This is a genomic window from Maribacter stanieri (assembly GCF_900112245.1).
GTDB classification, from domain to species: Bacteria; Bacteroidota; Bacteroidia; order Flavobacteriales; family Flavobacteriaceae; genus Maribacter; species Maribacter stanieri.
Genome location: NZ_FOYX01000001.1, coordinates 1,197,792 through 1,224,672, shown reverse-complemented (window position 1 = coordinate 1,224,672; position 26,881 = coordinate 1,197,792). Strand labels below are relative to the sequence as shown.

The window sequence follows — 26,881 nt, the reverse complement described above, 5'->3', positions numbered from 1 at the left end:
CTAACAAACTATCTTGAACATGAAAAAAGGACTACTCATTTGTGCATATATGCTATGCACCACATTTGCAATTTCACAAACCACAAAAGACATTATTACTGCCATCGAAAAAGAAGGTATTGAAAACTCTCAATTAGAGCAATTGGCTTACGAATTAATGGACCTCAACGGTCCACGTTTGGTAGGTACTCCAGAAATGAAAAACGCACATGATTGGGCAATAAATACCTATAAAAAATGGGGTATTTCCTCAGAAAACCAACAATGGGGAACCTGGAAAGGTTGGCAAAGAGGCATTACCCATGTAGATATGGTATCACCACGAGTAGCTTCACTACACGCTACACAATTAGCCTGGAACCCAGGCACAAGTTCTAAAGGCGTTACGGCATCATTAATTACACTACCTACTTTTACCGACTCTTTAGCTTTCGTAAAATGGCTTCCTAACGTTAAAGGAAAAATAGTTATGGTAAGCATGTTGCAACCAACGGGTAGACCAGATGAAAACTGGGAAGAGTATGCTACTAAAGAATCGTTCGAGAAAATGAAATCGGAACGTGATTCAATAGAAAAAGAATGGAGACAGAATATTAGTAATACTGGCTATAACAGTAGAAATATTAATTCGGCTTTTGAAAGAGCGGGTGCTGTTGGTATTGCACAATCTAGATGGTCTGAAGGTTTTGGAGCAAACAAAATATTTAGTGCAGGTACAAAAAAAATTCCTGCAGTAGATATCTCTTTAGAAGACTACGGAATGCTATACAGAATGGTAGAACATGGTGCCGATACCAAAATTAAAATAGTAGCCGAATCAAAAGATCTTGGTGTAGTACCAACGTTCAATACAATTGCAACAATACCAGGAACCGAGTTCCCTGACGAATATGTGATTTTGTCTGCGCATTTTGATTCTTGGGATGGAGGAACAGGAGCAACAGATAACGGTACAGGTACCATTACCATGTTAGAGGCTGCCCGTATTTTAAAGAAAGTATACCCAAATCCAAAAAGAACAATCTTAATTGGACATTGGGGTAGTGAAGAACAAGGTTTAAACGGTTCAAGTTCTTTTGTAGAAGATCATCCAGAAATTGTTGCCGGCGTACAAGCTGTCTTCAATCAAGATAATGGAACAGGAAGAGTTGTTCGTTTATCTGGACAAGGTTTCTTACATGCCTATGATTATTTAGGACGTTGGTTAGAAGCAGTTCCTGAAACATACAAGAATGAGATTGAAACTACTTTCCCAGGTTCGCCTGGTCGTGGTGGATCAGATTATGCATCTTTTGTAGCGGCGGGTGCTCCTGCTTTTTCATTAAGCTCTTTAAGTTGGGACTACTGGAATTACACGTGGCATACAAATTTAGACACCTATGATAAAATTGTATTTGATGATGTGCGTAACAACGCAATTCTTACTGCAATTTTAACCTATATGGCATGTGAGGATCCTGAAAAAACATCTCGTGAAAAAGCCGTTTTAGGTATTAATCCTAGATCTGGCGAAAAAGGAGAATGGCCAACGCCAAGATCTCCACAACGTAAAGGTGGCCAAGACGAATAGGTTCTCCAAACAATAATTAGATTTCAAGTTCAAGGCTATCCGCTGCTTGTAGTGCTTTTTTAATAGCAGTACTCCACAGCGCATAGCCTTGCTTATTTAAATGCAATCCGTCAGAAAGATATAATTCTGGAATAGGTCTATTATCCGTAGTAATCATTTGTGCAAATACATTGATATATTGTGCATTAAGTTCGGTGATAAAATACTTGGACAACATGAGGTTTGTTTCCATAATTAAAGGAATTAGATGTTCGCGCTCTACACTTGGCTTCAAACTTATTAATGCCAATTCTATATCAGGATATTTGTTTTTAACCAACTGCACCAATTCCATACATCCTGATAATACTTCTTGTGGTGTCTTACCATCATTCAAATCATTTTCGCCTGCGTACAAAACAATTTTTGAAGGATTTGCTTCTTTAAAAATCTCATCGAAATAATGAATACACCACGCAAATGTAGATCCGCCAAAGCCAAGATTCACTACATTGAACGGACTTAAATCACGCTTCATATTCACCCATAAACGCACAGACGAACTACCGTAGAAAGCAATAAGATTTTCTTGCGTTTCCAGTTTATCAACACGTCTCTTCAGTCTTTTTATTTCATTGCACCATATAGCAGGTGGCTCTTCTAAACTATCAGCTCCTGAAGATGACACATTCAACTGTTCTGCTCTTTTAATCGCAGTTTGCACATATCCTTTATAATTGTTTTCATACTGCTGTACAAAGGCATACAAATCGGCATTATTTCTAGAAGGCACTTTTTCACTCAATTTAAAAGGTTCCTTTATAGCACAGTAGTATAACGACTTACCTATTCTATGGTCAAAATTTACCATTACCACAGGTATTATATAAGGTTCTGGCACTGTATTCAAGGCTAATTTAAATGCTCCCATTTTAAATGGGCCAGGAGATTCATCTGTTCTGTAGGAAGTTCCTTCTGGACTAATAATTAGATTATAATCATTTTGAAGGTACTTAGAAGCTTCACTGTAAAAAATACTTCGAGATTCTTTTTTGCAGGTAGCTGTTTGCTGTTCAGATTCTTGCGTGTATACATTGATATACCCTAAATTATCGTAGTAATTCTGGTGTCCGTATTCTTGCCCTTTTCCAATTCTAACTGTTCTAATTCCCGGTTCATTATATTTTTTATATAACACCATGGCACTTAGAAAATGAGAGTCTAGAGTTATTTGAAAATTATTATTCAGCACATAATGTTGATCGTTTACCAAATGATTATAAATGAAAATATTACCGGTACTTTCTGGTAAATTCTCCAATCCTTCAATTATGTAGGGTACTTTATCAAAAACCTTTACGGTAAGTTCTGCACATACTTTCCTGTTCATTTTCGGGTTCTGACTTTCCTTTTCTGCAACATTTTCATATATCTGTTGTAACCCACTGATAAACTCATGCTCTTTCTGGTCTTCGCTTAACAACTCTAAACTTAAAGACGCAATATGTCTCTCTAAAGAAGTCCCTTTTTTAACTAAGCCAATTAAGGCATCATAAGCAAATTGCTTGGTAGTATTACTTTTTAATAGGTGTGGTACTTGATGTAATGGAGATGATAACAATAAGCGAGATTTGTTATTACTAATAAGTTGATAAACCGCTTCTATACTGTGCTCACCCAACAAACCAATATAACGTACAAAAGCTGCGTTAAGTTGATTGCCCATTAGCCATAAAAGCCTTTTAAAAAATTGACCTTCAAAAGCATCATCCTTACGAAATAATTTCATGAGTTCCCCATCAGGAATAAAATAGGCAGATGTTTTAGTATTTGTAATGGCAGAGCAGATATCCTTTTCTTTCAATAAACATGACCAACCGAAAACAAAGCCAGCATTTTTTATGGAACGTTGCTTAATTTCAATGGTATTCTCTATTCGTTTTATAGTAACCTCTCCGTGAATTAATATAAACAAACCATTACTTGAACCATCTTGTACATACAAAACCTCATCTGGTTCATATTCTCTACGTTCTGCCAAGCCTGCCAATGCCATTAGATTTTCCTCTTCAAAATAATCGAGAAAAGGAGAACGTCTCATTAACGATACAATCTCTTCGTGTTCTGCAACTGGCGAAATAAAGAATTGACGATCTTCTACAAAAGGCTGAAACCTTACCGGGTTCAATAATTCGGTCTGCTTTAATAAAGCTGTTTGTAGAACACGATATAATTTAGCACCTATATTCTTTAAAAGAATGTTTTGATGCCCTTTCTTTAAATATGCTTCAAGCGCTATAAAAGGTATTTCAAAAAATGTAGCTTTTGGCGATGAGACCACAGCTTTATAAGTAAACCTTTGCGGTGTATTAAAACCATTTAAACCTATGGTGGAAAAAGGCTCTGAATTTTGACAAACCAAAATATCGCTCTCTGGGTTTTCAAACGAAATATAATAGTTGACACCACCCTCTAATAACCACCTAAATGTGCTTACTTTTTTATGGATATAACTAATTATATATCCTTTAGAATAGGTATTGACTTGCCCGTTAGGGAAGTATTCTTTTAGTTTTTCTGTACTTAATTCTTGTTTTAAAAGTTTAGTCTGGTGTGCCATACAGCTTCTAACTTAGCCAGTTTAAAGTAAAAAAAGAAACTGCAGACCTATTAAAACCAATTTATCATTTTAATAAATCTATATTGTTTAAAACCATAAAAATTCGCCCTTTAAAATCAGAAATAGCGAATTCAAATTCAGTACTACCATTTTACCTAAGCTTTTATTACCTTCCCTTATTCAACAACCAAACAGGCCACACCATGAAAACCATTAGACTTCTGCTAGTGCTAATTATCTTAGCTCCATTGACATTACAATCTCAAAGAAAAAAGAGTAAAATAACCGAACCAGCAATTAAGCTAGAAGATTCTCTTTATACAGGGTTAAAGTGGCGAAATATTGGTCCGTTTAGAGGTGGTAGAAGTGTTGCTTCAACTGGGGTAGTTGGTCAGCCAATGGTATATTACATGGGTACCGTAGGTGGCGGAATCTGGAAAACCACAGATGACGGAATTAGTTGGAAAAATATCTCTGACGGATTTTTAAAAACAGCAACCGTTGGCGCCATATCGGTAGCTGAAAGCAACCCGAATATTATAATAGCCGGTATGGGCGAGCATGCCGCAAGAGGTGTAATGACTTCTATGGGCGACGGAGTTTACAAATCTACCGATGCCGGAAAAACATGGAAACATATGGGTCTTGAGCAAACAAGACATATCTCTGATATTATTATAGATCCAACCAATCCTGATATTGTTTTTGTTTCTGCGCAAGGAGCACAATATGGTCCCTCCTCTCAACGAGGAATCTATAAATCTATAGATGGTGGTGTAACTTGGACAAACGTACTTTTTGTAGATAATATCACAGGAGCATCGGCATTATCAATGGATATGACCAACCCAACCATTCTATATGCCGCTATGTGGCAACACAGGCGATTTCCTTGGACCATGGAGTCTGGTGGAAAAAATTCGGGCATCTATAAATCTACCGATAGTGGAGATACTTGGAAACAATTGACAGAAGGCTTACCCAAGGAAATGGGTAAAGCAGGTATTTCTGTTTCTCGTGCCAATCCAGAACGCGTTTTTGCGGTAATAGAGGCCGAAGGAGAAAAAGGAGGCGTTTATAGGTCAGATGATGCTGGTAAAAAATGGACCTTAATTAATAAAGACCGTATCAACATTACACGTTCATGGTATTACATGGAAATTTTTGCAGATACCCAAAATGAAGATATCGTTTATGTTCTAAATGCACCGGTAACAAAATCTATAGATGGGGGGAAATCGTTTTCAACGCTATCAACTCCACATGGTGACAATCATGATTTGTGGATAGACCCTTTGAACAATCAACGTATGATTAATTCAAATGATGGTGGATCTAATGTTTCAAACAACGGCGGAAAAAGTTGGAGTACACAAGAGAATCAAAATACAGCGCAATTTTATAGAGTTATTACAGATAACCTAGTGCCTTACAATGTCTATGGAGGTCAGCAAGACAACTCTACCGTTGCGATAGCCTCTAGAACTAATGACGCTGGTATAGATTGGAAAGATTGGTATGCAGTCGCCGGTGGTGAAAGTGCCTTTTTAGCTTTTGACCCAGATAACCCAAAACTAATATACGGTGGCACATATCAAGGTAATATTGATAAGTGGGATGCAGAAACAAAAGAGTCTAAGTCTATAAAAGAGTATCCGGAGCTAGGTTTAAGCATCTCTCCTGAAGATGCTAGGTATCGTTATAATTGGAATGCTCCCATTATCACATCACCACACGATAGAAAAACTATTTATCATGGTGGTAACGTAGTATTCAAATCAACAGATGAAGGTCATAGTTGGCAAGTCATTAGTCCAGATTTAACAAGAGACGAAAAAGACAAGCATGGTTTAGGGGGCGGTCCTTTTACTAATGAAGCCGCAGGTGGTGAAATATATAATACGCTCACCTATTTAACAGAGTCTCCACATGAAGAAGGTGTTATTTGGTCTGGTAGTGATGACGGTTTGGTACACGTTACTAAAGACGGAGGTACCAATTGGACGAACGTTACACCAACCGGAATTAAAGAAGGAATAATTAATAGTATTGAAGTTTCTCCGCATGACCCAGCGACTGCCTACATAGTATTGATGAGATACAAATCGATGGATTTTGGAAACTACATTTTCAAGACTACCGACTATGGTTCTACTTGGTCAAAAATTGTCAATGGCATAAACGGTGACAACACATTTACACGTGTTGTTCGTGAAGACAAAAAAGTAAAAGGCCTATTATATGCAGGTACGGAAACAGGACTTTTCGTTTCCTTGAATAATGGATTGCACTGGCAGCCATTACAATTAAACTTACCACTAACCCCTATCAATGATCTTATCATTCAAGATAATGATTTGGTGGCGGCAACTGCAGGTAGAGCTTTTTGGATATTAGATGATCTTGCTGCATTACAGAATAGCACTACACCAAAGCAAAGGGTAAATATTTTTAAACCTAAAGACACGTATTTGTTTATAGGAGGGTCAAGTTATAAACCAATTCCTGGATTGGGAAGCAATCCTAAAAGCGGAGTAACTTTTGACTATTATTTGAGTGAAGCACAAGACAGTACTGAACTAAAGCTAGAAGTTCTAAAAGATGGTGAAGTAATACGTACTATTACCAACCAAAAAGATAAAGATTTTAAATCTTGGCCTGGAGGACCTTCTAAACCTTCTGTACTAACATCTAAAAAAGGATACAATCGTTTTACTTGGGACTTTAAAAGAAACGCTTTACCCTCAGTGGAAAAAGTATTTGTACTTGGAGGCTTAAATGGTTCAACAGTTGGTCCTGGTGATTACCAACTAAAATTAACTTTAGGGGAATCAACTACTGAAACAATGGTTACCATATTACCTCACCCAAAAGTAAACGCTAGCATGGTAGATTATGCAGAGCAACAAGCGATAATGAAGACCATTGAGTCTACCGTGTTTAATATACACACCTCTGTCAATGATATGCGATCGGCCAAATCTCAATTAAACCAATACAACAAACTACTTTCTAGCAATGCGGAAGCTACAGAACTTTTACAGAAAGGAGATTCATTAGTAAAACGAATAAACATCTGGGAAGAAAATTTGATACAGCCTAACCAGAAAACTTTTCAAGATGTTATAAATTTTGAAAATAAACTGAATGCACAATTACTGAATCTAAGAGGTTATATTGATGCTGCCGAACCCAAAGTTACCGCTGGCGCAAAAGAGCGTTTAACTGACTTGTTGAACACATGGAGAACATTTTCAACAGAACACGACGCAATTATTAATACTGAAATGAAAGCATATAATTCACTATTTCAAAGTTTAGAAATTCCTGCGATTATATTATCTAAAAAACAACATTAAAAAATAGTGGATAAATTAATTCTAGATCAAACTTTTAAAGGAAAAAAATATGCAGACACCCCATTACCAAGGGCGGAATACGAAAATTGCATTTTTGAAGGATGTGATTTCTCTAAAGGAAATTTAAACAATCAGACATTTTTGGAATGTGAGTTTATTGACTGTAATATAAGCAATGTAAATATTGTTAATACTACGTTTAAAGAAGTGAAATTTTCGCATTGTAAGCTTGTAGGTTTAGCATTCAACACCTGTAATACTTTTTTAATGGACCTGTCTTTTTTTGATTGTAACTTAAGCTTTGCAATCTTCAGAGAATTGAAACTTATAGGGCAATTATTCATGCTTTGCAAACTTAACGAGGTTGACTTCGGAGACTGCGACCTTAGTAAAGCAAAATTCGATGAATGCAATTTAGATCGTGCAATCTTTTCAAGAACCAATCTGCAAAAAGCCGATTTTAGTTCCGCTACCAATTATAGTCTTGACCCAGAAAACAATACAATGACAGGAGCCATTTTCTCTACCGATAATCTTAGTGGACTTTTAGAGAAGTATAAGCTAAAGATTGTGAAATGATAAAAACTTGCTTTTGAATTATTAAAATAATATCCCATGTTCGAATACAAATATGTAAAAATAGGTTTGTCTGGTTTATTTACTACAAATCCAAATACTGATTACAAAACTATAATAGCGAACCATGCTAAAGAAGGTTGGCGTTTTGTTCAAATATTTGCTCCTGCAATATCAGGTTATGGTAAAGCAGCTTATTTTGAATTGATTTTTGAGAAAAAAACCAAATAGGAAAATGAACAAAGAAATCAGACTAAAAATCATTGATGTATGTGATGCCAAAATTGCTACAAAAGGAGAAAACGTAGGGCTTTCGTTCTATGCCTTTTTCAAGAACAAAAATGACAATCCAAAGCTCTTAATGGAAGTCGCCACCTGGTGGATTCAAGAGCACAAATTAGATCATTTTCAAAAAGCACAAAAAATTAAGGATTTAGTTTTAGTTGATAAAATCGCATAATGAAAAACATATTTATTTTACTGGTTACAATAGGTATATTAACCAGTTGCGATAATCTACAATTAAACCACAAAGAAACAGTCAAACAATATTACCACGCATTTGATGCTGGCAATTTCAATGCATTAAATGCGGTAATAAATGATAGCATCACCATAGTTTCCGGTGATTTTGCCACCAATTACAATCATGACAGTTTTCATGTTTTTTTTAAATGGGATTCAATATTTAAACCCTCATATCAGATTTTAGATTTAGAGGAAAAGAACACTGATGTCATCGTTACAATTACTCAGAAAAATATTCGTAATGAGTTTTTAAAAAACAACCCACTAAAATTTAAGGTCAAAGTAACCTTTGAGAATGAAAAAATCTCACGAATTGAAGAGTTAGAATACATTGACGTCAACTGGAATGATTGGACACAAAAAAGAGATTCGTTAGAGAATTGGGTAGAATTAAATCACCAGACTTTAAATGGATTTATTAATGACATGACTATGAAAGGCGCAATCAATTATATAAAAGCTATTGAATTGTACGAAGCCCTTGAATAATATTCAGGTTGGCAGAAAATAATTTTATAATGCATTCAAAAAACCAATATTTAAAATAGATATGACTATCTGAACTATGATATGCTTTTGCCTTTATCTCCTTTAAATTTTGACGAGGTTAAAACTTTAACAATTGAAATATTTAATTATCTTTCGCAGATATTTACACTTTAAATATCAAAACAACATTAATTAACTAATTGTTAATCAAAACATTAACCATGAAAAAAATCACTTTATTATTAGCCCTATTTACTATTGGCTTTACGTATGCACAATCACCATTAGAAGAAGGGGCATTACAGGCAAATGCAGGATTTGGCTTTTCTGGATGGGGAACTCCAATTTACGCAGGATTAGAATATGGCGTAGCACCAAATATCTCTGTTGGCGGCGAACTATCGTATCAAACCTACAATCATGGTAGTGGTTTTGGTAATGATTTTAAGAGTTCTATATTTGGTATTACAGGAAATGGTAATTACCACTTTAATGAAGTTTTTGAAATTCCAAGTCAGTGGGATTTGTATGCAGGTGCTAATTTGAGTTATTATAGCTGGAGCACCAAACTTGATGGTGACACCTTTGATTATGGTGGCGCAGATAATTTTGGCATAGGTCTACAAGTAGGTGGTCGCTATTTCTTTGATGATAACTTTGCCATTAACCTTCAAGTTGGTGGAGGAAACGTTGTAAGTGGAGGTAGAATCGGAATCACTTATAAGTTATAAGAACAATTTTCATATTAATAAACAAGGGCGGTTTACAAATTTGTAAACCGCCCTTGTTATTTTATAACTATATAATTTAATATGCTCTTCAAAAGCAAATTCCATAAAAAGATTACAAAAGGCATTAAAGAAGGGTATCCCCTATTTCTTATTTGTTGCGGAATTCCTGTTCTAACAGTAATTCTATTATATTTCTTAGATAAATGGTTCTAAATTAAAACTATGAACAAAGTACACCACACCGCTATAATCTGCTCTAATTACGAGGTTTCTAAACACTTCTATACTGAAGTCTTAGGTTTAGAAATTATTCGTGAAGTATATCGCGAAGAACGGCAATCATACAAGTTAGATTTGGCATTACAGGGCGAATATATCATTGAGTTATTTTCATTCCCTAATCCGCCGCAAAGACCATCTAGACCAGAATCATGCGGATTACGACATATAGCTTTTGAAGTGGATAAAATAGAAGATATAATTGCTAAGTGTAAACTATATAATGTTATTGCAGAACCTATTCGAATAGATGAATTCACTAATAAACGATTTACATTCATAGCTGATCCTGACGACCTTCCTATTGAATTTTACGAAAAGTAAACAAAGGCGTTTGTAAACGTTTAATTTGTATCTTGTTACAAATACGATAACATGAAATTATTATTGCTATTCTTTCTTTCTACTACTTGTTTACTACAGTCACAAAACACAATTTCTTTTGAAGAAGGTATGATGATGAGCCCTGCCGCAACTTTAAACGATATAGAATGGTTAGCGGGGCATTGGAAAGGAGAAGCCTTTGGCGGAATTGCAGAAGAAATATGGAGTCCACCATTAGATGGCTCTATGATGTTCTCTTTTCGTTTACTTGATAAAGGTGAAGTAAGCTTTTATGAATTCGGACATTTAATTGAAATAGATGCCACTTTAATTCTTCAACTAAAACATTTTGATGCCAATTTAAGCGGTTGGGAAGAAAGAGATGAAAACATTGATTTCAAGTTAGTAAAAGTTGAAGAGAACCGCTTTTATTTTGATGATTTTACTATTGAATATATATCTGACAAGGAAATTAATATGTATGTTGAAGTTGGGGATGAAAACGGAACTTCAAACGAAGTAAAATTTAACTACCACAGACAATAGATGAATAAGCAATGTTTAGAATGCAGTAAAGAGGTCATTGGTAGAATTGATAAAAAATTCTGCAATGACTACTGTCGCAATGCCTATAACAACAAAGTAAACCCAGATAGTAAAAATCTTATTAGAAACATCAACAACAGACTACGTAAAAATTACCGCGTTCTTGATAGTTACAAATTAACGGATGGTAAGACAAAAACAACACGTACCCGCTTGTTGGATAAAGGATTCGATTTTGATTATGTCACTAACCTATACACAACCAAAAAAGGCACTACCTATTACTTTTTATACGATTTAGGATATCTACCGTTAGACAATGATTTTTATATGATCGTGAAAAGGGAATAAGCTAAGGACTACTAAAAACACCAAAAGCTTTCCAGTAGGCAAGCTTTTAGTGTTTTATATAACTCTTTAAAAGAAAATTCTTATTTATAGTTATGACCGCTTAGTTTTAAGGCTGCAATAACAATATCTTTTCTACTAATTTGACCGACTAAAATATCATTTCGCATAACCGGCAACCTTCTTCTGTTGTGCTGGGCAAAAATACCAGCAGCATCAAAAATCGAAATATCGTGTGGAATGGTTTCTACGGTTTTAGTCATAAATCTTTCAACACTTTTATCTAAAATTGGTTGATTAAAATACCTACTTTCAGAAATTTGCTTCATACAATCCGCTTCTGAAATGATACCAACGAGAAAACCGTTCTTATCTAAAACCGGTCCACCTGAAATACGATGTTTGGCAAATTTTTCCATTACGGCTAAAATTGATTCTTCTGGCGAAAAAGTGATTAACTTAGTAGTCATGTAATCCGCTACCAAAATTGGGGCTTCAAATTCCTTTTTAAATACCTTTCTAACGCCTTGAAAGCTTTTGATTCCCATGATAGTTTGTTTAGAGGTTAATTACTAAAGATAATAAAATAATTGACATTTGCTAATAAAAGTCAATATTTATAGTGTTATTTTTAATATTTTATGCTTAATTAAAAGAATACCGTAATCATGAAAAAGACACCAACCGTACTAACCTTACTACTTGTTATTCTTGCCACTTATTGGAGTTTTAGAGTTTTATTACCGCATTATAATCCAGATGAAGTTGTTGTCGATACCGAATTCTCGACAAATAGGGCATTACAACACGTAAAAGAAATTTCAAAAGAACCGCATGGTGTTGGTTTCCCTGCTCATACTACGGTACGTAACTATATTACCAATGAGCTCAAAAATTTGGGCTTGGAAACTTCTTTACAAGAAGGATATACATCTGGTGATTGGGGAAATTTGAGCAAAGCAGAGAATATACTTGCCCGAATAAAAGGTAGTGAGTCTGGCAAAGCCTTATTATTACTTAGTCACTATGATAGTAGTCCGCATTCTTCTCATGGTGCAAGTGACGCAGGTAGTGGCGTTGCTACAATTCTAGAAAGTGTAAGAGCATTTCTAAAAACCAATACAACCCCAAAGAACGATATTATCATCCTAATATCCGATGCTGAAGAATTAGGGCTTAACGGTGCAGATTTATTCGTTAACAAGCATGAATGGTTGAAAGATGTTGGTCTTGTTTTAAATTTTGAAGCTCGTGGTAGTGGTGGCCCAAGTTACATGCTCATGGAAACGAACAAAGGTAACAGCAAACTTATATCTGAATTTATTGCTGCAAATCCTGAGTTTCCTGTAGCTAATTCACTTGCATACAGCATTTATAAAATGTTGCCTAATGATACCGATCTAACAGTTTTTAGAGAAGAGGGTGATGTTGAGGGGTTTAATTTCGCTTTTATAGATGATCATTTTGACTACCATACCGCTATGGATAATTATGAACGTTTAGACCGAAAGACCTTAGCACATCAAGGTAGTTACCTAATGCCATTATTAATACACTTTAGTAATGCTGATCTAACCAATTTAAAAAGCTTGGATGATAATGTATATTTTAATGTTCCGTTTTTTAAAATGGTATCCTATCCATTTACTTGGATTATGCCTATGCTTATTCTTGCGATCATATTTTTTATAATCCTTCTAATATCCGGATTTAAGAAAAAAGTATTAAAAGGAAAAGATATTCTAAAGGGGTTTATACCGGTGCTCTTTACATTGATTATCAACGGAATTGTAGGTTACTACAGCTGGACGTTTTTAAAATGGGTGTACCCAGCTTACAATGATATTCTACACGGATTTACTTACAATGGTCATGCATATATTTTAGCATTCACCTTATTTTCATTAGGAACTTGTTTTTACGCCTACTACAGGTTTAAAGTGATAAAAACAGCAAACCTATTAGTGGCGCCATTTATCATCTGGATACTTATTTGTGGTCTAGTAGCTATATACTTGAAGGGAGCTGCATTTTTTATAATACCACTCTACAGTTTCTTAGTTGCTTTTTACGTGCATATTAATCAAAAGAATCCAAATCCGTTTTTATTGGTTTTTCTAGGAATTCCGGCGTTGTTCATATTCGCGCCCTTAGTGCAAATGTTCCCGGTCGGATTGGGACTTAAGATGATGGTCGCTTCTACCCTTTTAACGACAATGATTTTCTTTTTACTATTACCGTTAGTAACCAAATACAGAAAAAAAGGTGCTTTGGCATTTCTAAGTTTCTTGTTGTTTGCAGGACTTATGGTTTCTGCCCATATGAACTCTAGCTTCTCAAAAGAACGCCCAAAGCCTACCAGTTTACTGTACGTATTAAATGTAGATGATGATGAAGCCATGTGGGCGACGTATGAGCATCAACTATCAGATTGGACCTCACAATACATAACCAAAAAGGTCGTGGATAATAAACTTACCAAAAAGGTCATTAGCAGTAAATACGGGTCTAATTTTACATATACTAATGATGCTCCTCTAAAAAATGTCCCAAAACCTACCATAGAAGTACAATTAGATACGGTAATTAATGCAATACGTAACATTCGACTTTGCATTACCCCTAATAGACCAATTAATCGTTTAGAATTATTCACTAACGATATTGATGTATTAAAGGCAAACGTAAATGGTGTAGAATTATCAGAGCACTTTCTACAAAATAGAAATAGCGGTAGGTTAATAACCAATTATATTAGCGATAAGAATTATACAGATATAACACTTGAGGTACCTAAAGACAAGGAATTTGAACTTACCATTTATGAAGCTTCTAACGACCTTCTTGATAATGCATTGTTTACCATTCCAGAACGGAAGGAAGATCAAATTCCTATGCCATTTGTTTTGAACGATGCTATATTAACGATACAAAAAGTAAAATTTGAATAATAGAATTGGGGTTATTGGTTGTGGATGGCTAGGACTACCTTTGGCTGAAAGTTTAATTGATCAAGGGCATAGAGTAAATGGTACTTCTACTTCAGAAGAAAAATTAGCTCTGCTGAAAGAAAGAGGTATTGTTCCATTTCATATTTCACTATCTGAGAATGGTATAACCGGAAATATTGACGGATTTTTAGATTCGTTGAATATTCTAATTATTAACATTCCTCCCAAATTAAGAGGAAAAGGACCAAAGGAAAGTTACATTTCAAAAATAGAATTATTACATAAAGCAATTAAAAAATCTCAGGTAAGAAAGATAATATTTGCTAGTAGTACAGCAGTGTATGGTGATGCAAAAGGTGTAATAACAGAGCAAACAGAACCAAAACCAAATACAGAGTCTGGCATTCAATTATTACAGTGCGAGGAATTATTGAAAAACGATTCTGAATTACAAACCACTATAATTCGTTTTGGAGGTTTAATTGGTCCAAGCAGGCATCCTGTAACCATGCTTTCTGGAAGAGAGAACCTTTCTGGTGGTGATGCACCTATTAACTTAATTCATTTAGTTGATTGTATCGGTATTATAAAAACTATCATAGAACATCAGCATTTTAACGATGTTCTAAATGCCGTCTATCCCGCACATCCCACAAAAAAAGAATATTATACCAAAGAAGCCCTAAAAAGAGGTATAGCGGCACCTCAATACACCTCACCTTCTGGGAAAACGGATAAATTAATAACATTTTGTAGTCCTTTTCTTATTAATAAGTTTAAGTTTCTTACAACTATAAATTAAGCCTTTACAACATAAAACCTTCCTTTGACAACAAATACGCGAAAACAGCGTTAATATATTGTTGGTTTTCAGTTACTTATCGACGTATGACATACCTTTGTATAACAATATAAAACCATAATATCATGAAGAAAGATAAATTACGGGAGAAGGTTTTGGTTGAATTAGAGAAGCTCATCTCCCTAAGTTGCAAGAACCCAAATGGGTTTAAAAAGTATGAAGATTTACATATCGCATTATTAAAAAAATACTATAATGCCACTAGTGTAACAATAGATTATCACCGCCATAGAATAAAAATGGAGGTAATTGAAGATGATAGTTTCTACGATCCTAAAAAGGTAAACACTTATTTACCAACTTTTTACACGAATCTATTGTTTAATAATTTATGTAAGTTTCTAATATCTTGTGTAGAAAAAGACAATAAGAGTATTGGTTTTTACACACAGTTATTGAGCACATTCAAAAAATCTAACAATAGGTTAGAATTAGCTTAAAAAATTTAAAGTTATAGTAGTTATAAAAGGGCGCCTTAATAGGCGTCTTTTTTCATTTATAACATTTAAACCTTTCCTTAACAAGATCATACAGAATATTTTAATAGTTTAGCGCACTTTAAAAAGAACAATAAAAATGAAAAAATCAGTTTTAATAGTAATCATTGCCGTTTTATTCTCCGGTAGTTATGGATACTCACAGACAAATTCAGAATTACTAAAACATTACGAAGCCTTTTATGATCAAATGCGATTACAAGGCGATGTTGATGGTGTAATAAATGCACTTACCCATTTAAATATTCTATCTCCATCACAAGAAAGAAATGATACACTTGCGTATATCTACGCAAATGACAATCAGCACTTACAAGCTTTAAATATCATTGGCATTGAGAAGTTAGACACTGATTCTGACCTAGCGGTTCAAGTTAAAGCCGTTTCTTTAAAAGCGCTAAATCAACCAAAAAGAGCTTTAGAGCAGTTTGAAGCCTTAAATGCAAGAGAGCCTAATGCTTACTTAGCTTATGAATTAGCCGACTTAAAAGTACAAACAGGCGATAACGTTGGTGCTATGAAACATGTTGAATATGGTATTGCCAATGCAACAGATGATATGAAATATGCCTTTTATGAGCGTCAACAACCCTATGAAGTTTCTTTGAAAGCAGCTTTCATTCATGTTAAGGCACTTATACAGTATAACATGGACAAAAATAATATTGATCAAGCCATTGCTACCTTGGACGAAGCTTTAGCAATAGACCCAAGTTTTAATTTGGCAAGTTTAAGCAAGCAAGCTTTAACCTCTAGAAAAGAGGCTCCGGAAGAAAAAAAATAACAACCGAGTGTTATTGAAATAAAAAAAGCGAATCATTAAGATTCGCTTTTTTTATTAGTTTGTTTTAAGCTCTTTTAAAAGAGCATCATCCTTTTCGGTTTTGAGTTCTACCAACTTATCTACCAAGTCATTTGGCACGGCAATGGATAATACGTAATGGGCTACTTTCCATTCTCCATCTTCTTTTTTCAGAACTCCAGATCCACGACAAATTTTCATCTGTGTGTCTAACAATTCATCGAACCAAGCTATATCTGCAGTGTCATCTATATAAATGTTTCGTTCTACAGCTGTAAAATTCCAAGCTTTACCTTTATCAAAATAAGGTTTAGAAAAACTCATAAACTCATCTCGTTGCCAATTTTCAGTAGCATCAGTACCAATAAACACGGCATCACTGGTCATTAGTTCAAAGTAAGTATCAAAATCCGCAGTACCAGCAGCAGCGTGCCAATTATCTAATGTCTTAATAATCTGTGTTTTCTTGTCATCTTGAGCAAAAAGTACGGTTGAAACAAGAACTAGTAATAGGCTAATTTTCTTCATTTGCGAGTAATTCATCTGGTAAGGTGTTATTGATTACAACATTAAATTGATTTCTTAAATCGTTGAAAGCAGTAATCATTTGCAGCATAGATTCCTTAGGGTTTTGTCTGTACTCCAAATCACCCTTCGTTTTTAAAATATAGGTCTTGAATACTTTCTGACGCCCTTTTATTTGCTGAATATCAAATTTTTTAGGGTATTCACCCATCTCCATTTTCTTTTGATTCTCAACCAGCTCATCCATTACAAGCTCAAAATCCTCTATATATTCAGAAGTATATATCTTGTCAAAACTCTTTTCCAATGCATTGTATTCAAGCCAATCATTTAAGATGGTTTGGGCTTTTGCATCAACTCTAATCTTACCTGGTAAGCTGTCCGTAACATCTTCCCAACGAGATTCATGAACAATTGCAGTATCCGATACAGCATCTTTACAAGATGCGACCAAGGTTACTAGTACTAAAAAATATAAAATTTTGGACATAAGCGAATGTACAAATTTTAAGAAAAGGTATCTTTATCTCAAATTCATTTAACGCAAATTTTAATGTCAAAATATATATTGATTATTGGGGCCTGTGGTCAAATAGGAACAGAACTTACCTTAACACTTAGAGAAAAATATGGCAATGATCAGATTATTGCAAGTGACATTAGAGAAGGTAACGACGATTTAATGGAGTCTGGACCGTTTGAAATTTTAGATGCCACCAATTATGATGCCTTAGAAGAGGTCATCGCCTATCATGATATTACAGAGGTTTATTTAATGGCGGCGATGTTAAGCGCTACTGCAGAAAAATTTCCTATGCGTGCTTGGAATCTTAACATGAATACACTTTTCAATGTATTGAATTTAGCAAAGGAGAAAAAAATAGAGAAGATTTTCTGGCCTTCAAGTATTGCTGTATTTGGACCAACTACTCCAAAGGAGAATACACCACAGAATACCATTATGGAACCTAGTACTGTTTACGGTATAAGTAAACAGAGTGGTGAAAGATGGTGCGAATATTATTTTAATAAATTTAATGTTGATGTCCGTAGCATTCGTTACCCAGGACTTATAAGTTGGAAAACTATGCCAGGTGGCGGAACGACAGATTACGCAGTTGAAATTTACCACAAAGCTTTATCTGAAGGCTCATACACGTGTTTTTTAGAAGAAGACACTAATTTACCAATGATGTTTATGGACGACGCTATACGCGCCACGTTACAGATTATGGAAACCCCTGCAGAAAAAATTAAAGAACGATCTGCTTATAACTTAGCTGCAATGAGTTTTACGCCTAAAGAAATGGCGGAAAGCATTAAAACTGTTATCCCAAAATTCAAAATAGCATACGAGCCAGATTTTAGACAAGAAATTGCCAATTCATGGCCAAGTAGTATTGATGATTCAATTGCACAGAAAGATTGGAATTGGAAGGCAGAATTCAACCTTCAAAAAACTACGGAAACAATGTTAGAAAATTTGAAGAACAGAGTTTAGCCTGTTCTTCAAATTTATTTAATTTTTAAATTATAAACTTCAATCGCTTTTCAATAGCTACTATCATAGCATTGGCGATATCTTTACCTGTAGCATTTTCTATACCTTCAAGTCCTGGAGAAGAATTTACCTCTAACAATAAAGGACCTTTGTTTGAACGAATAATATCTACACCGGCAACTGCTAGATTTAAAACCTTTGCTGCCTTTAAAGCCAGTTTCTTTTCGTCTGCAGTTATTTTAATAATAGAAGCCGTACCGCCTTGGTGAATATTGGCTCTAAACTCGCCTTTTTGAGCTTGACGCTGCATACTAGCCACTACTTTTCCGTTTACCACGAAACATCGTATATCCTGACCGTTTGCTTCTTTAATAAACTCTTGTACCAAAATATTAGTATTAACACTTTTAAAGGCGTTAATAACACTTTCTGCAGCCTTATTCGTTTCTGCTAAAACAACACCTTTACCTTGAGTGCTTTCTAAAAGTTTTATAATCAAAGGAGCACCATTAACCATTTTAATCAAGTCTTTGGTATCCATTGGAGACTTTGCAAAACCAGTTATAGGTATATGAATATCATTTTTCGAGAATAACTGAGAAGCGAACAACTTATCCCTAGATTGCGTTATAGCCTCTGCAGAGTTTTGACAATACACACCTAGATTGTTGAATTGACGAATTAATGCACAACCATAAAAAGTTACTGAAGGCTTAATACGTGGAATAACCGCATCATAATCCTTTAAAATAATACCACCACGGTATCTAATTTCTGGAGAATGTGCATCAAGTTTCATATAGGCTTGCTCTACATTTAAAAAATCAATTTCATGACCTCTTGCTTGAGCGGCTTCCATAATTCTTTTATTGCTATACAAGTTTGGGTTACTTGCCAATAATGCAATTTTCAATCCCGTTTTTTCCTTAAAATAAGGAGCGTATTTTTTATTTACCTCACTGTCTTCAAAAGATTGTAATTGATAGTTTAAAGCTGGGTTTACTATAAAACGATCATTTAAAGCTTCCCTACCCAATAGCATGCGAAACTCCATTGTATCTCTATTTGCCAATGTCAATTCTATATCAAAAGTAGAATCGCCAATTGTAACGGGTGTTTTAATAACCAAGCGCTCTTCAGAAATACCCGATGAGCTTTTAACCATACGGCGATCTACCAATCTTGCTTGACATTCAATACCAATACTTCGGTTTTCTTGTAAAGGACTAACCTCAAACTTTACCCATTCATGACCGCCTTTTATAATTATTTTTAAATTGGTTGCTTGAATAGAAGATGTTTTTGCGCCAGAATCTACTCTTGCCTTAATTGCAGGAATGCCTAACTCATTAAACACACACCATTCTTCACTACCTATAATCTGTAAATTATCCAATATTTGTTTTTTTTGACTCCGATTTACCGGAATTATCTTATTTCTTTTTTAATTCAAATAAATCAGTTCTTCTATCACGAAGGTTATGTACTGCCCCAAATTGATTTAACTCGCGAAGTAAACTTATATCTACATCTGCAATTAATATCATCTCGGTATTAGGTGTAGCCTCCGCTTTTATTCCGTTAGTAGGAAAAGAGAAATCACACGGAGTAAATACCATAGATTGCGCAAATTGAATATCCATATTCTGAACATTTGGTAAATTTCCTACACTACCTGCGATAGCCACATAGCATTCATTCTCAATAGCCCTAGCCTGTGCACAATGACGAACTCTAGAATACCCATTTTGCGTATCGGTTAAAAAAGGAACAAATAAAATATCCATGCCCTCATCTGCCAATAAACGACTAAGTTCAGGGAACTCAGAATCATAACATATCAACACCCCTATTTTACCGCAATCCGTATCAAACGCCTTAATTTGATTGCCACCTTGCATACCCCAAACTTTGGCTTCGTCTGGTGTAACATGAAGTTTCTCATAACGCTCCATAGTACCGTCACGTCTGCATAAATATCCAACATTATACAAACGACCGTCTATCATTTCTGGCATACTACCAGTTATAATATTTATGTTGTATGAAATGGAGAATTCTGAAAATTTATGAGCAATTGCCTGTGTATGTTTTGCAAGTTCCCTAATAGCATCTGCCGTAGACATATGATTATTACCTGCCATCAACGGTGCATTAAAGAATTCTGGAAACAATGCAAAATCTGAACGATAGCCAGATACGGCGTCTATAAAGTACTCCGCCTGCTCCAACAATTCATCTAAATCCTTATAAGGTCGCATTTGCCATTGAATCAATCCAAGGCGAATAACCGTTTTCTTAGTTGCCGCTTTCTTTGAAGGTTTTTGATAATAGATATTGTCCCACTCCATCAAAATAGCAAAATCTTGTGATGCCTTATCACCATCTAAATACCCCTTCATTACCTTGGCAGGATGAAAATCATTGCTGATTTGAAAATTGAGTACTGGATCTTGAATTTCTTTACGACGAACCTTATCGATATATTCTTTTGGCGATAGTTCTGATGCATACTTATGATAATTTGGCATACGACCACCAAAAGCAATACTTTTTAAATTCAACTTCTCACAAAGTTCTTTTCTGTAATCATATAAGCGACGACCCAACCGAAGACCTCTAAAGCTAGGTTTTATAAAAACCTCAATACCATAAAGTACATCGCCTTCATCATCATGAGTATCAAAACTATATTTACCTGTAATTTGCTCGTAGGTATGGGTATCATCAAAAGCATCATAATCAACAACAATAGATAATGCTACACCCGCTAATTGACCATTAATTTTTATAACTACTTGGCCTTCTGGAAATTTATCGATTAAAGATTTTATATGTTCCTCTTTCCAATATGAACCTGGCATATTGGTGTACGCAGAAATCATAGCTGTTTTCAATTCTTGATAGTCATCAAGATCTAAAAACTTTAATTCAATATTTTCAATTTCATCAATTTTCATATACCTGTTGTAAGCACAACGATATTTAATTTATTTTTTATGGTAATACTATATTATCCGGTTTACTAATTGCAAACCGGAATTGTAATTTGTGAACTATTCTTTTAACCAGACGAAAGATTTAATCTTCGTCTTCACCATCGACCATATCTTCTGGGTCTGGCTCTACTACTGCTGTTGGATCATCATCATCGAAATCTTCATAATCATCCTCGTCATAATTCTCCATAGTATACTCAAGCTTAGCACTGATCTTTACCAAATACTTAGTATCCTCGGTTAAAACCTCAACAGCTTCTATACGTTCTCCTTGTGCATTTCTAAAGGAGATAATGTTACGGTCGTCATATCCATCTGGATATCTTTCTACCAAAAGTTTAAGAACTTCTGGCGTCAATTTTTTAAAGTCAACGATGACTCTATTTAAATGTGCGTTCTTGTCCATAATTACATATCTAATAGGTAAGCAAAAATTAAGGGCGCAACTATCGTCGCATCACTTTCTATAATATATTTAGGAGTATTAATATCTAATTTACCCCAAGTTATCTTTTCATTAGGTACGGCACCAGAATAAGAACCATAACTAGTTGTACTGTCGCTTATTTGACAGAAATAGCTCCAAAACGGAGTATCTGTACGCTCCATATCTTGGTATAACATTGGTACTACGCAAATAGGGAAATCGCCTGCGATACCACCACCTATTTGGAAGAATCCAATTCCATTTTCTGAATTTGCAGTATACCAATCTGCCAAGAAAGTCATGTATTCGATACCAGATTTCATAGTGCTAGCCTTCAGCTCCCCTTTCATTACATAACTGGCAAAAATGTTACCCATAGTACTATCTTCCCATCCTGGACAGATAATAGGCAAATTCTTCTCTGCAGCAGCGTACATCCAAGAGTCTTTAAGGTCTATTTCATAATATTCCTCTAGAACACCTGAAAGTAGCATTTTGTACATGAATTCATGCGGTAAAAAACGCTCTCCTTTATCATCTGCATCTTTCCAGATTTTGAAGATATGCTCTTGCAATCTTCTAAATGCTTCTTCTTCTGGAATACAAGTATCGGTTACACGGTTTAAACCTTTTTCCAACAAATCCCACTCGTCTTGCGGCGTAAGATCTCTGTAATTAGGTACTCGTTTGTAATGAGAATGCGCTACCAAATTCATGATATCTTCTTCTAAGTTGGCACCTGTACATGATATAATCTGAACTTTATCTTGACGTATTACCTCTGCGAAGATTTTACCTAATTCTGCAGTAGACATTGCACCAGCTAAGGACACCAACATTTTGGCACCATTATCTAATTGCTCTTCATACCCTTTAGCGGCATCTACCAAGGCAGCAGCATTAAAATGTAAATAATATTTTTCTATAAAATTGGTGATTGCACCTTTAGTCTTCGTCATCTTCAAATTTTGAATTTGTGATTGCTTTATAATCTACATCAAAAGTATTATCATACTCTTGATCTATGTCTTGCCCAGCAAACTTATAGCTAAGCATTTTGTAATATAATTTTGCGGCCAAGAAATCTGACGACCTTTCATTTTTGTTAGGACATAGCTCTACAATATCAAAACCTACAACATTCTTATCGGCAAAAACCTGCTTTAAGAATTCTAAAGTCTCATACCAAAGCAAACCGCCTGGTTCTGGAGTACCGGTAGAAGGCATAATCGAAGGATCAAAAGCATCTAGATCAAAAGTAATGAACACATTTTCTGTCATTGCCTCAATCACTTTATCTGACCAATACTCATCAGCTATCATATCATGGGCGAAGAATGTTTTTTCTTCATCCATCAAGGTCTTTTCTATAATATCCATAGAACGTATACCTACCTGAACCAAATTAGTGGTCTGGTTAGCTTCATACACTGCACAAGCATGATTGTACTTTGTACCTTCGTAAGATTCTCTTAAATCGGCATGAGCATCTATCTGCAATACCGTTAAATTATCGAAACATTCATTAAAGGCGCGTATAGAACCAATAGAAATAGAATGTTCACCGCCAAACAAGGTTACAAACTTATTACGTTTAATAAAGTCTTTTGTAATGTTATGAACCGCATTAACCATTGCCTCTGGAGAACTGTTCTCTGTAACTGGCGCTGTTAAATGAATTCCTTGTTTATAAACTTCAGAATCGGTTTCAATATCATACAATTCCATGTTTTCTGATGCTTCTAAAAAAGCTTCAGGACCTTTATCCGCTCCTTTACCCCAAGTACTTGTTCCGTCATAAGGAACAGGTATTAAGATAACTTTGGATTTTTCTAGTTGTGCGAATTCATCGGAAATTCCGGCATAATTCTTAGATGTACTCATGATATTTTAGCTATTGTTAAGTGGTTTTTTAGTAATCTATTTAATTTTATATACGTAATTCTATGTTCATCGGCCTTTGCCGCCAAACTAATTTTATTCAGTCCCTCCTTCAACATCATAACCTAAAATACCCAATAGATCTTCTGCCTTTTGTTGGGCTCTAAAAAGTTTGTAAGTGAAGTTACCGTTTTCATCTTTATCAATCAAAATATGTTTTGGTTGCGGAATTAAACAGTGTTGCAGCCCTCCATAACCACCAATTGATTCTTGATATGCACCAGTATTAAAAAACCCAATGTACAATGGCTTCTCTCTTTTATATTTGGGTAAATAAATGGCGTTCATGTTTTGTTCGCTATTGTAGTAATCATCACTATCACAAGTAAGTCCGCCCAACAACACCCTTTCGTACTCATCGTTCCAACGGTTAATTGGCAACATGATAAATCTTTTATTAATCGCCCAAGTATCTGGCAACGTGGTTATGAAAGAAGAATCTATCATATTCCATTTTTCACGATCGTTCTGTTGTTTTTGGTATAAGATTTCATAAATGGCACCACCACTTTCACCTACAGTAAAGCTTCCAAATTCTGTAAAAATATGAGGAACAGGCACATCTGCTTCTGAACACGTAATATTGATTTGGTTTAAAATTTCATTGATCATGTATTGATAATCATATTCAAAAGCCAATGAATTTTTAATAGGAAAACCTCCACCAATATTTAAACTATCTAGAGAAGGACAGATTTTCTTTAAACGAACATATACTTTTAAACACTTTACAAGCTCGTTCCAGTAATACGCATTATCACGTATACCGGTATTAATAAAAAAGTGAAGCATTTTAAGCTCAACCTTATCATTATCCTTTATTTGATTTTCATAAAAAGGTACAATGTTCTTGTAGCCAATACCTAAACGAGACGTATAGAACTCGAATTTAGGCTCCTCCTCAGATGCAATACGGATACCTACTTTAAAAGTGTCATTTATAACCTCTGACAGCAAATCTATTTCTTCGTAATTATCAATAATAGGAACACAATTTTGGTGACCATTATTAATTAATCTAGCAATGTTGTCAATGTACTTTTCGCGTTTAAATCCGTTACAGATGACATATGTTTCATCTGTTAGTTTGCCATCTGCTTTAAGCTTCTCAATAATATTAATATCGAAAGCAGAGGAGGTTTCCATATGTATATTGTTTTTTAAAGCCTCATGCATTACATGCTGAAAATGAGAACTTTTTGTACAATAACAATAATGGTATTTACCCTTATAGTTGTTTTTTTCTATAGCGTTTGCAAACCAATTTTTAGCCCTAAGTATATTATCAGAAATTTTTGGCAGGTACGTGAATTTTAAAGGACTCCCGTATTCCTTAACTAATTCATTTAATGGTATGCCGTGAAATTGTAAGTGCTCACCATCTAAATTAAACTCTTCTTGGGGAAAATAATAAGTTTGATCAATTAGATCAATGTATTTGGTATTCATGAAATTGAATTATAATGAAATTTGATATTTGTTAAATATAGTAACAAGCCTAAAGACTTAAAGTTAAGAAAACGTAACCATCTTAAGCAAAGGATCACACCAAGATTTGCATCTGTGTGGTAGGAATAAAGAAGTAATCATGCTGACTTTGCATGATTGTAGAATAAGTAATGGAAGTGTGCTTTACTAATCGGCAACCTATCTTATAAGCCATTTGTGGGAAAAACTTCCAATTTCCCTCAAACCCGAACATAGAATAACGATACATAATGTTCAGCTAAAAGCTTGAAATCCCTAACGCACTAAGTAGTGTATTAGGACAGGACAAATGAAATCAAAAAAATTGAAAAAACAAGGGTTTTTATTTTTTTTACGACCTATGGTGAAATTTTAAATTATTGTTTAAAAAAAACTATAAAATAAAGCATAACTGTTTTATTTTTAGATTATTAAAAATAAATTTCCAAAATTAATAAAATGAATAATTTCAATATAAAAAGTCATTTCATAATTGCATTCTTCTTTTTTGCTGTAAGTTTTGTCGCTAACAGCCAAATTCCAACTGGAATTTATGCAGATACCCTAGAAATTAATGGTTCTAAAAGAGTGCATCAAGTAAAAATAAATGAGGATTATTTCATCTATAACGAGTATGAAATTGAACCCGCAAATTTCATTAGAACTTTAGGAGGATTTATACAAATAGAAGAGACTTCAGCGCACAGTCTTTTGGTAGTACTTTTAGAATTCAATTCTAATTACAGTGAAGACAAAATTCAAAAACTTTCTATACCTATTGAAATGGTTGGTAAAATACTTAAAATGAATTGGTTCAAAAAATTTGCCCTTAAACCTCAATTTCCAAGTACTCAAGATTTAGATGGAACATGGTTATTTGCTACTAGAGGACCAGATACTGGACAAGACAGAAGAGGTGAAGAAAGTTCAAGAAAAACTTTAAAGTTTTTAATGGACAATACATTTCAATGGATTGCTTACGATACAGAATATTTTAAATTCTCTGGAACCGGAGGCGGCAGCTACAGTTCCCTAAATGAAATATATAAAGAACAAATTGAGTTTTTCTCAAAAGACAACTCAAGAGTTGGTGCAGAGCTAGAATTCAATTACAAACTTAAGGGTAACGATTGGCACCATACGGGTAAGAACAGTAAAGGAGAACCCATGTATGAAATTTGGAGTAAAAGACTTTAGTCTGCATTTTACGAAGAATTAAATATGAAAACATCACTAATATTCAGCTTGTTAATACCTAATACTGACTGATTACTAGGCAATTAAACATAACTTATGCCAGCGTACCGTTCATCGAAAATAATTTGATATGGACCTTTCCCCATGTTAGTTTTTATAGTTTAGCCGAAAATTCCTACTTATGTCTAATTACATTAATCTCTTTGGGTTTTTCGCTATTTGTCTTATTGTCGCCTTTTTATGGGTGTTCTTTTTTAGTGAGAACAAGAATTAAATCTGCACAGGTTAGTTGTTTTAAAGACATTGGTCTTCACTATATCGCAATAAAAAAGCCGATTGAATAAATCGGCTTTACCAAACTAA

Annotated in this window: 26 protein-coding genes; 16 read left to right on the top strand and 10 right to left on the bottom strand. The window is 34.6% G+C overall.

Going from position 1 to position 26,881, the window contains the following annotated elements:
• The first annotated feature begins 19 nt into the window (after positions 1-19).
• Positions 20-1,570 (top strand): M20/M25/M40 family metallo-hydrolase, encoded by a 1,551-nt coding sequence (locus BM296_RS05310; RefSeq protein ID WP_091901954.1) that lies wholly within the window; start codon positions 20-22, stop codon positions 1,568-1,570.
• A gap of 16 nt (positions 1,571-1,586) precedes the next feature.
• On the opposite strand, the gene BM296_RS05305 is transcribed toward BM296_RS05310, so the two are convergent.
• Complete coding sequence (locus tag BM296_RS05305; RefSeq protein ID WP_027065216.1) at positions 1,587-4,169, bottom strand: cyclic nucleotide-binding domain-containing protein; 2,583 nt, start codon at positions 4,167-4,169, stop codon at positions 1,587-1,589.
• 203 nt (positions 4,170-4,372) lie between these two features.
• Here BM296_RS05305 and BM296_RS05300 point away from each other — a divergent pair, with 203 nt between their 5' ends.
• From BM296_RS05300 to BM296_RS05260, 9 genes are all read left to right on the top strand, one after another.
• Positions 4,373-7,528 (top strand): WD40/YVTN/BNR-like repeat-containing protein, encoded by a 3,156-nt coding sequence (locus BM296_RS05300; RefSeq protein WP_091901952.1) that lies wholly within the window; start codon positions 4,373-4,375, stop codon positions 7,526-7,528.
• Between the two features lie 6 nt (positions 7,529-7,534).
• A complete protein-coding gene (locus BM296_RS05295; protein ID WP_036145757.1) occupies positions 7,535-8,107 on the top strand; it encodes a pentapeptide repeat-containing protein in 573 nt (190 codons plus the stop codon).
• Positions 8,108-8,143: 36 nt separating this feature from the next.
• On the top strand, positions 8,144-8,335 hold the full coding sequence (locus BM296_RS05290) for a DUF4177 domain-containing protein (protein WP_027065219.1): 192 nt from the start codon (positions 8,144-8,146) through the stop codon (positions 8,333-8,335).
• Between the two features lie 4 nt (positions 8,336-8,339).
• A complete protein-coding gene (locus tag BM296_RS05285) occupies positions 8,340-8,564 on the top strand; it encodes a DUF6500 family protein (protein ID WP_091901950.1) in 225 nt (74 codons plus the stop codon).
• Positions 8,564-9,121: a hypothetical protein gene (locus BM296_RS05280; RefSeq protein ID WP_091901948.1), complete on the top strand. Its 558-nt coding sequence runs from the start codon at positions 8,564-8,566 to the stop codon at positions 9,119-9,121. The genes BM296_RS05285 and BM296_RS05280 overlap by 1 nt, the downstream gene beginning before the upstream one ends.
• 221 nt (positions 9,122-9,342) lie before the next feature.
• Positions 9,343-9,852: an outer membrane beta-barrel protein gene (locus tag BM296_RS05275; RefSeq protein WP_091902952.1), complete on the top strand. Its 510-nt coding sequence runs from the start codon at positions 9,343-9,345 to the stop codon at positions 9,850-9,852.
• A gap of 222 nt (positions 9,853-10,074) precedes the next feature.
• Positions 10,075-10,455 carry an SMU1112c/YaeR family gloxylase I-like metalloprotein gene (gloA2, locus tag BM296_RS05270; protein ID WP_394365297.1) on the top strand — a complete coding sequence of 127 codons (381 nt, stop codon included), beginning with the start codon at positions 10,075-10,077 and terminating at the stop codon, positions 10,453-10,455.
• Between the two features lie 51 nt (positions 10,456-10,506).
• Positions 10,507-11,001: a DUF6265 family protein gene (locus tag BM296_RS05265; RefSeq protein ID WP_091901945.1), complete on the top strand. Its 495-nt coding sequence runs from the start codon at positions 10,507-10,509 to the stop codon at positions 10,999-11,001.
• Entirely contained in the window at positions 11,002-11,352 is a 351-nt protein-coding gene (locus tag BM296_RS05260; RefSeq protein ID WP_091901944.1) for a hypothetical protein, read from the top strand.
• Between the two features lie 80 nt (positions 11,353-11,432).
• Here the strand turns inward: BM296_RS05260 and BM296_RS05255 are convergent, their stop codons facing one another.
• Complete coding sequence (locus tag BM296_RS05255; RefSeq protein ID WP_027065226.1) at positions 11,433-11,897, bottom strand: CBS domain-containing protein; 465 nt, start codon at positions 11,895-11,897, stop codon at positions 11,433-11,435.
• Between the two features lie 120 nt (positions 11,898-12,017).
• Here BM296_RS05255 and BM296_RS05250 point away from each other — a divergent pair, with 120 nt between their 5' ends.
• The 4 genes from BM296_RS05250 (at position 12,018) to BM296_RS05235 (ending at position 16,443) form a co-directional block, all read left to right on the top strand.
• Positions 12,018-14,300, top strand: a complete 2,283-nt coding sequence (locus BM296_RS05250) for a M28 family peptidase (RefSeq protein ID WP_091901942.1) — start codon at positions 12,018-12,020, stop codon at positions 14,298-14,300.
• The gene (locus BM296_RS05245; RefSeq protein ID WP_091901941.1) at positions 14,293-15,102 is read left to right on the top strand and encodes an SDR family oxidoreductase; all 810 of its coding nucleotides are present in this window, start codon (positions 14,293-14,295) and stop codon (positions 15,100-15,102) included. Before BM296_RS05250 ends, BM296_RS05245 begins: the two co-directional genes overlap by 8 nt.
• 125 nt (positions 15,103-15,227) lie before the next feature.
• Positions 15,228-15,602 (top strand): hypothetical protein, encoded by a 375-nt coding sequence (locus tag BM296_RS05240; RefSeq protein WP_027065229.1) that lies wholly within the window; start codon positions 15,228-15,230, stop codon positions 15,600-15,602.
• A 136-nt stretch (positions 15,603-15,738) separates the two neighbouring features.
• Positions 15,739-16,443, top strand: a complete 705-nt coding sequence (locus BM296_RS05235) for a tetratricopeptide repeat protein (protein ID WP_027065230.1) — start codon at positions 15,739-15,741, stop codon at positions 16,441-16,443.
• Positions 16,444-16,497: 54 nt separating this feature from the next.
• Here the strand turns inward: BM296_RS05235 and BM296_RS05230 are convergent, their stop codons facing one another.
• Both BM296_RS05230 and BM296_RS05225 read right to left on the bottom strand, forming a co-directional pair.
• Entirely contained in the window at positions 16,498-16,989 is a 492-nt protein-coding gene (locus tag BM296_RS05230; RefSeq protein WP_091901939.1) for a nuclear transport factor 2 family protein, read from the bottom strand.
• The gene (locus tag BM296_RS05225) at positions 16,976-17,476 is read right to left on the bottom strand and encodes a hypothetical protein (RefSeq protein ID WP_091901937.1); all 501 of its coding nucleotides are present in this window, start codon (positions 17,474-17,476) and stop codon (positions 16,976-16,978) included. Before BM296_RS05225 ends, BM296_RS05230 begins: the two co-directional genes overlap by 14 nt.
• Positions 17,477-17,539: 63 nt before the next feature.
• On the opposite strand from BM296_RS05225, the gene BM296_RS05220 reads away from it, so the two are divergent.
• A complete protein-coding gene (locus BM296_RS05220; RefSeq protein ID WP_027065233.1) occupies positions 17,540-18,487 on the top strand; it encodes an NAD-dependent epimerase/dehydratase family protein in 948 nt (315 codons plus the stop codon).
• Between the two features lie 25 nt (positions 18,488-18,512).
• Here BM296_RS05220 and rimK read toward each other — a convergent pair whose 3' ends face one another.
• The 6 genes from rimK to BM296_RS05190 form a co-directional block, all read right to left on the bottom strand.
• Positions 18,513-19,886: a 30S ribosomal protein S6--L-glutamate ligase gene (rimK, locus tag BM296_RS05215; RefSeq protein ID WP_394365303.1), complete on the bottom strand. Its 1,374-nt coding sequence runs from the start codon at positions 19,884-19,886 to the stop codon at positions 18,513-18,515.
• 34 nt (positions 19,887-19,920) lie between these two features.
• Positions 19,921-21,447 (bottom strand): bifunctional GNAT family N-acetyltransferase/carbon-nitrogen hydrolase family protein, encoded by a 1,527-nt coding sequence (locus BM296_RS05210; RefSeq protein ID WP_027065235.1) that lies wholly within the window; start codon positions 21,445-21,447, stop codon positions 19,921-19,923.
• 121 nt (positions 21,448-21,568) lie between these two features.
• The gene (locus BM296_RS05205) at positions 21,569-21,892 is read right to left on the bottom strand and encodes a hypothetical protein (protein WP_027065236.1); all 324 of its coding nucleotides are present in this window, start codon (positions 21,890-21,892) and stop codon (positions 21,569-21,571) included.
• A gap of 2 nt (positions 21,893-21,894) precedes the next feature.
• Entirely contained in the window at positions 21,895-22,872 is a 978-nt protein-coding gene (locus tag BM296_RS05200; RefSeq protein WP_027065237.1) for a deoxyhypusine synthase family protein, read from the bottom strand.
• Positions 22,859-23,797 carry an agmatinase gene (gene speB, locus BM296_RS05195; protein ID WP_027065238.1) on the bottom strand — a complete coding sequence of 313 codons (939 nt, stop codon included), beginning with the start codon at positions 23,795-23,797 and terminating at the stop codon, positions 22,859-22,861. The genes BM296_RS05200 and speB overlap by 14 nt, the downstream gene beginning before the upstream one ends.
• A 93-nt stretch (positions 23,798-23,890) precedes the next feature.
• Positions 23,891-25,303 (bottom strand): arginine decarboxylase, encoded by a 1,413-nt coding sequence (locus tag BM296_RS05190; protein WP_027065239.1) that lies wholly within the window; start codon positions 25,301-25,303, stop codon positions 23,891-23,893.
• 477 nt (positions 25,304-25,780) lie between these two features.
• Here BM296_RS05190 and BM296_RS05185 point away from each other — a divergent pair, with 477 nt between their 5' ends.
• Positions 25,781-26,518 (top strand): hypothetical protein, encoded by a 738-nt coding sequence (locus BM296_RS05185; protein ID WP_036145761.1) that lies wholly within the window; start codon positions 25,781-25,783, stop codon positions 26,516-26,518.
• Positions 26,519-26,881 lie beyond the last annotated feature (363 nt).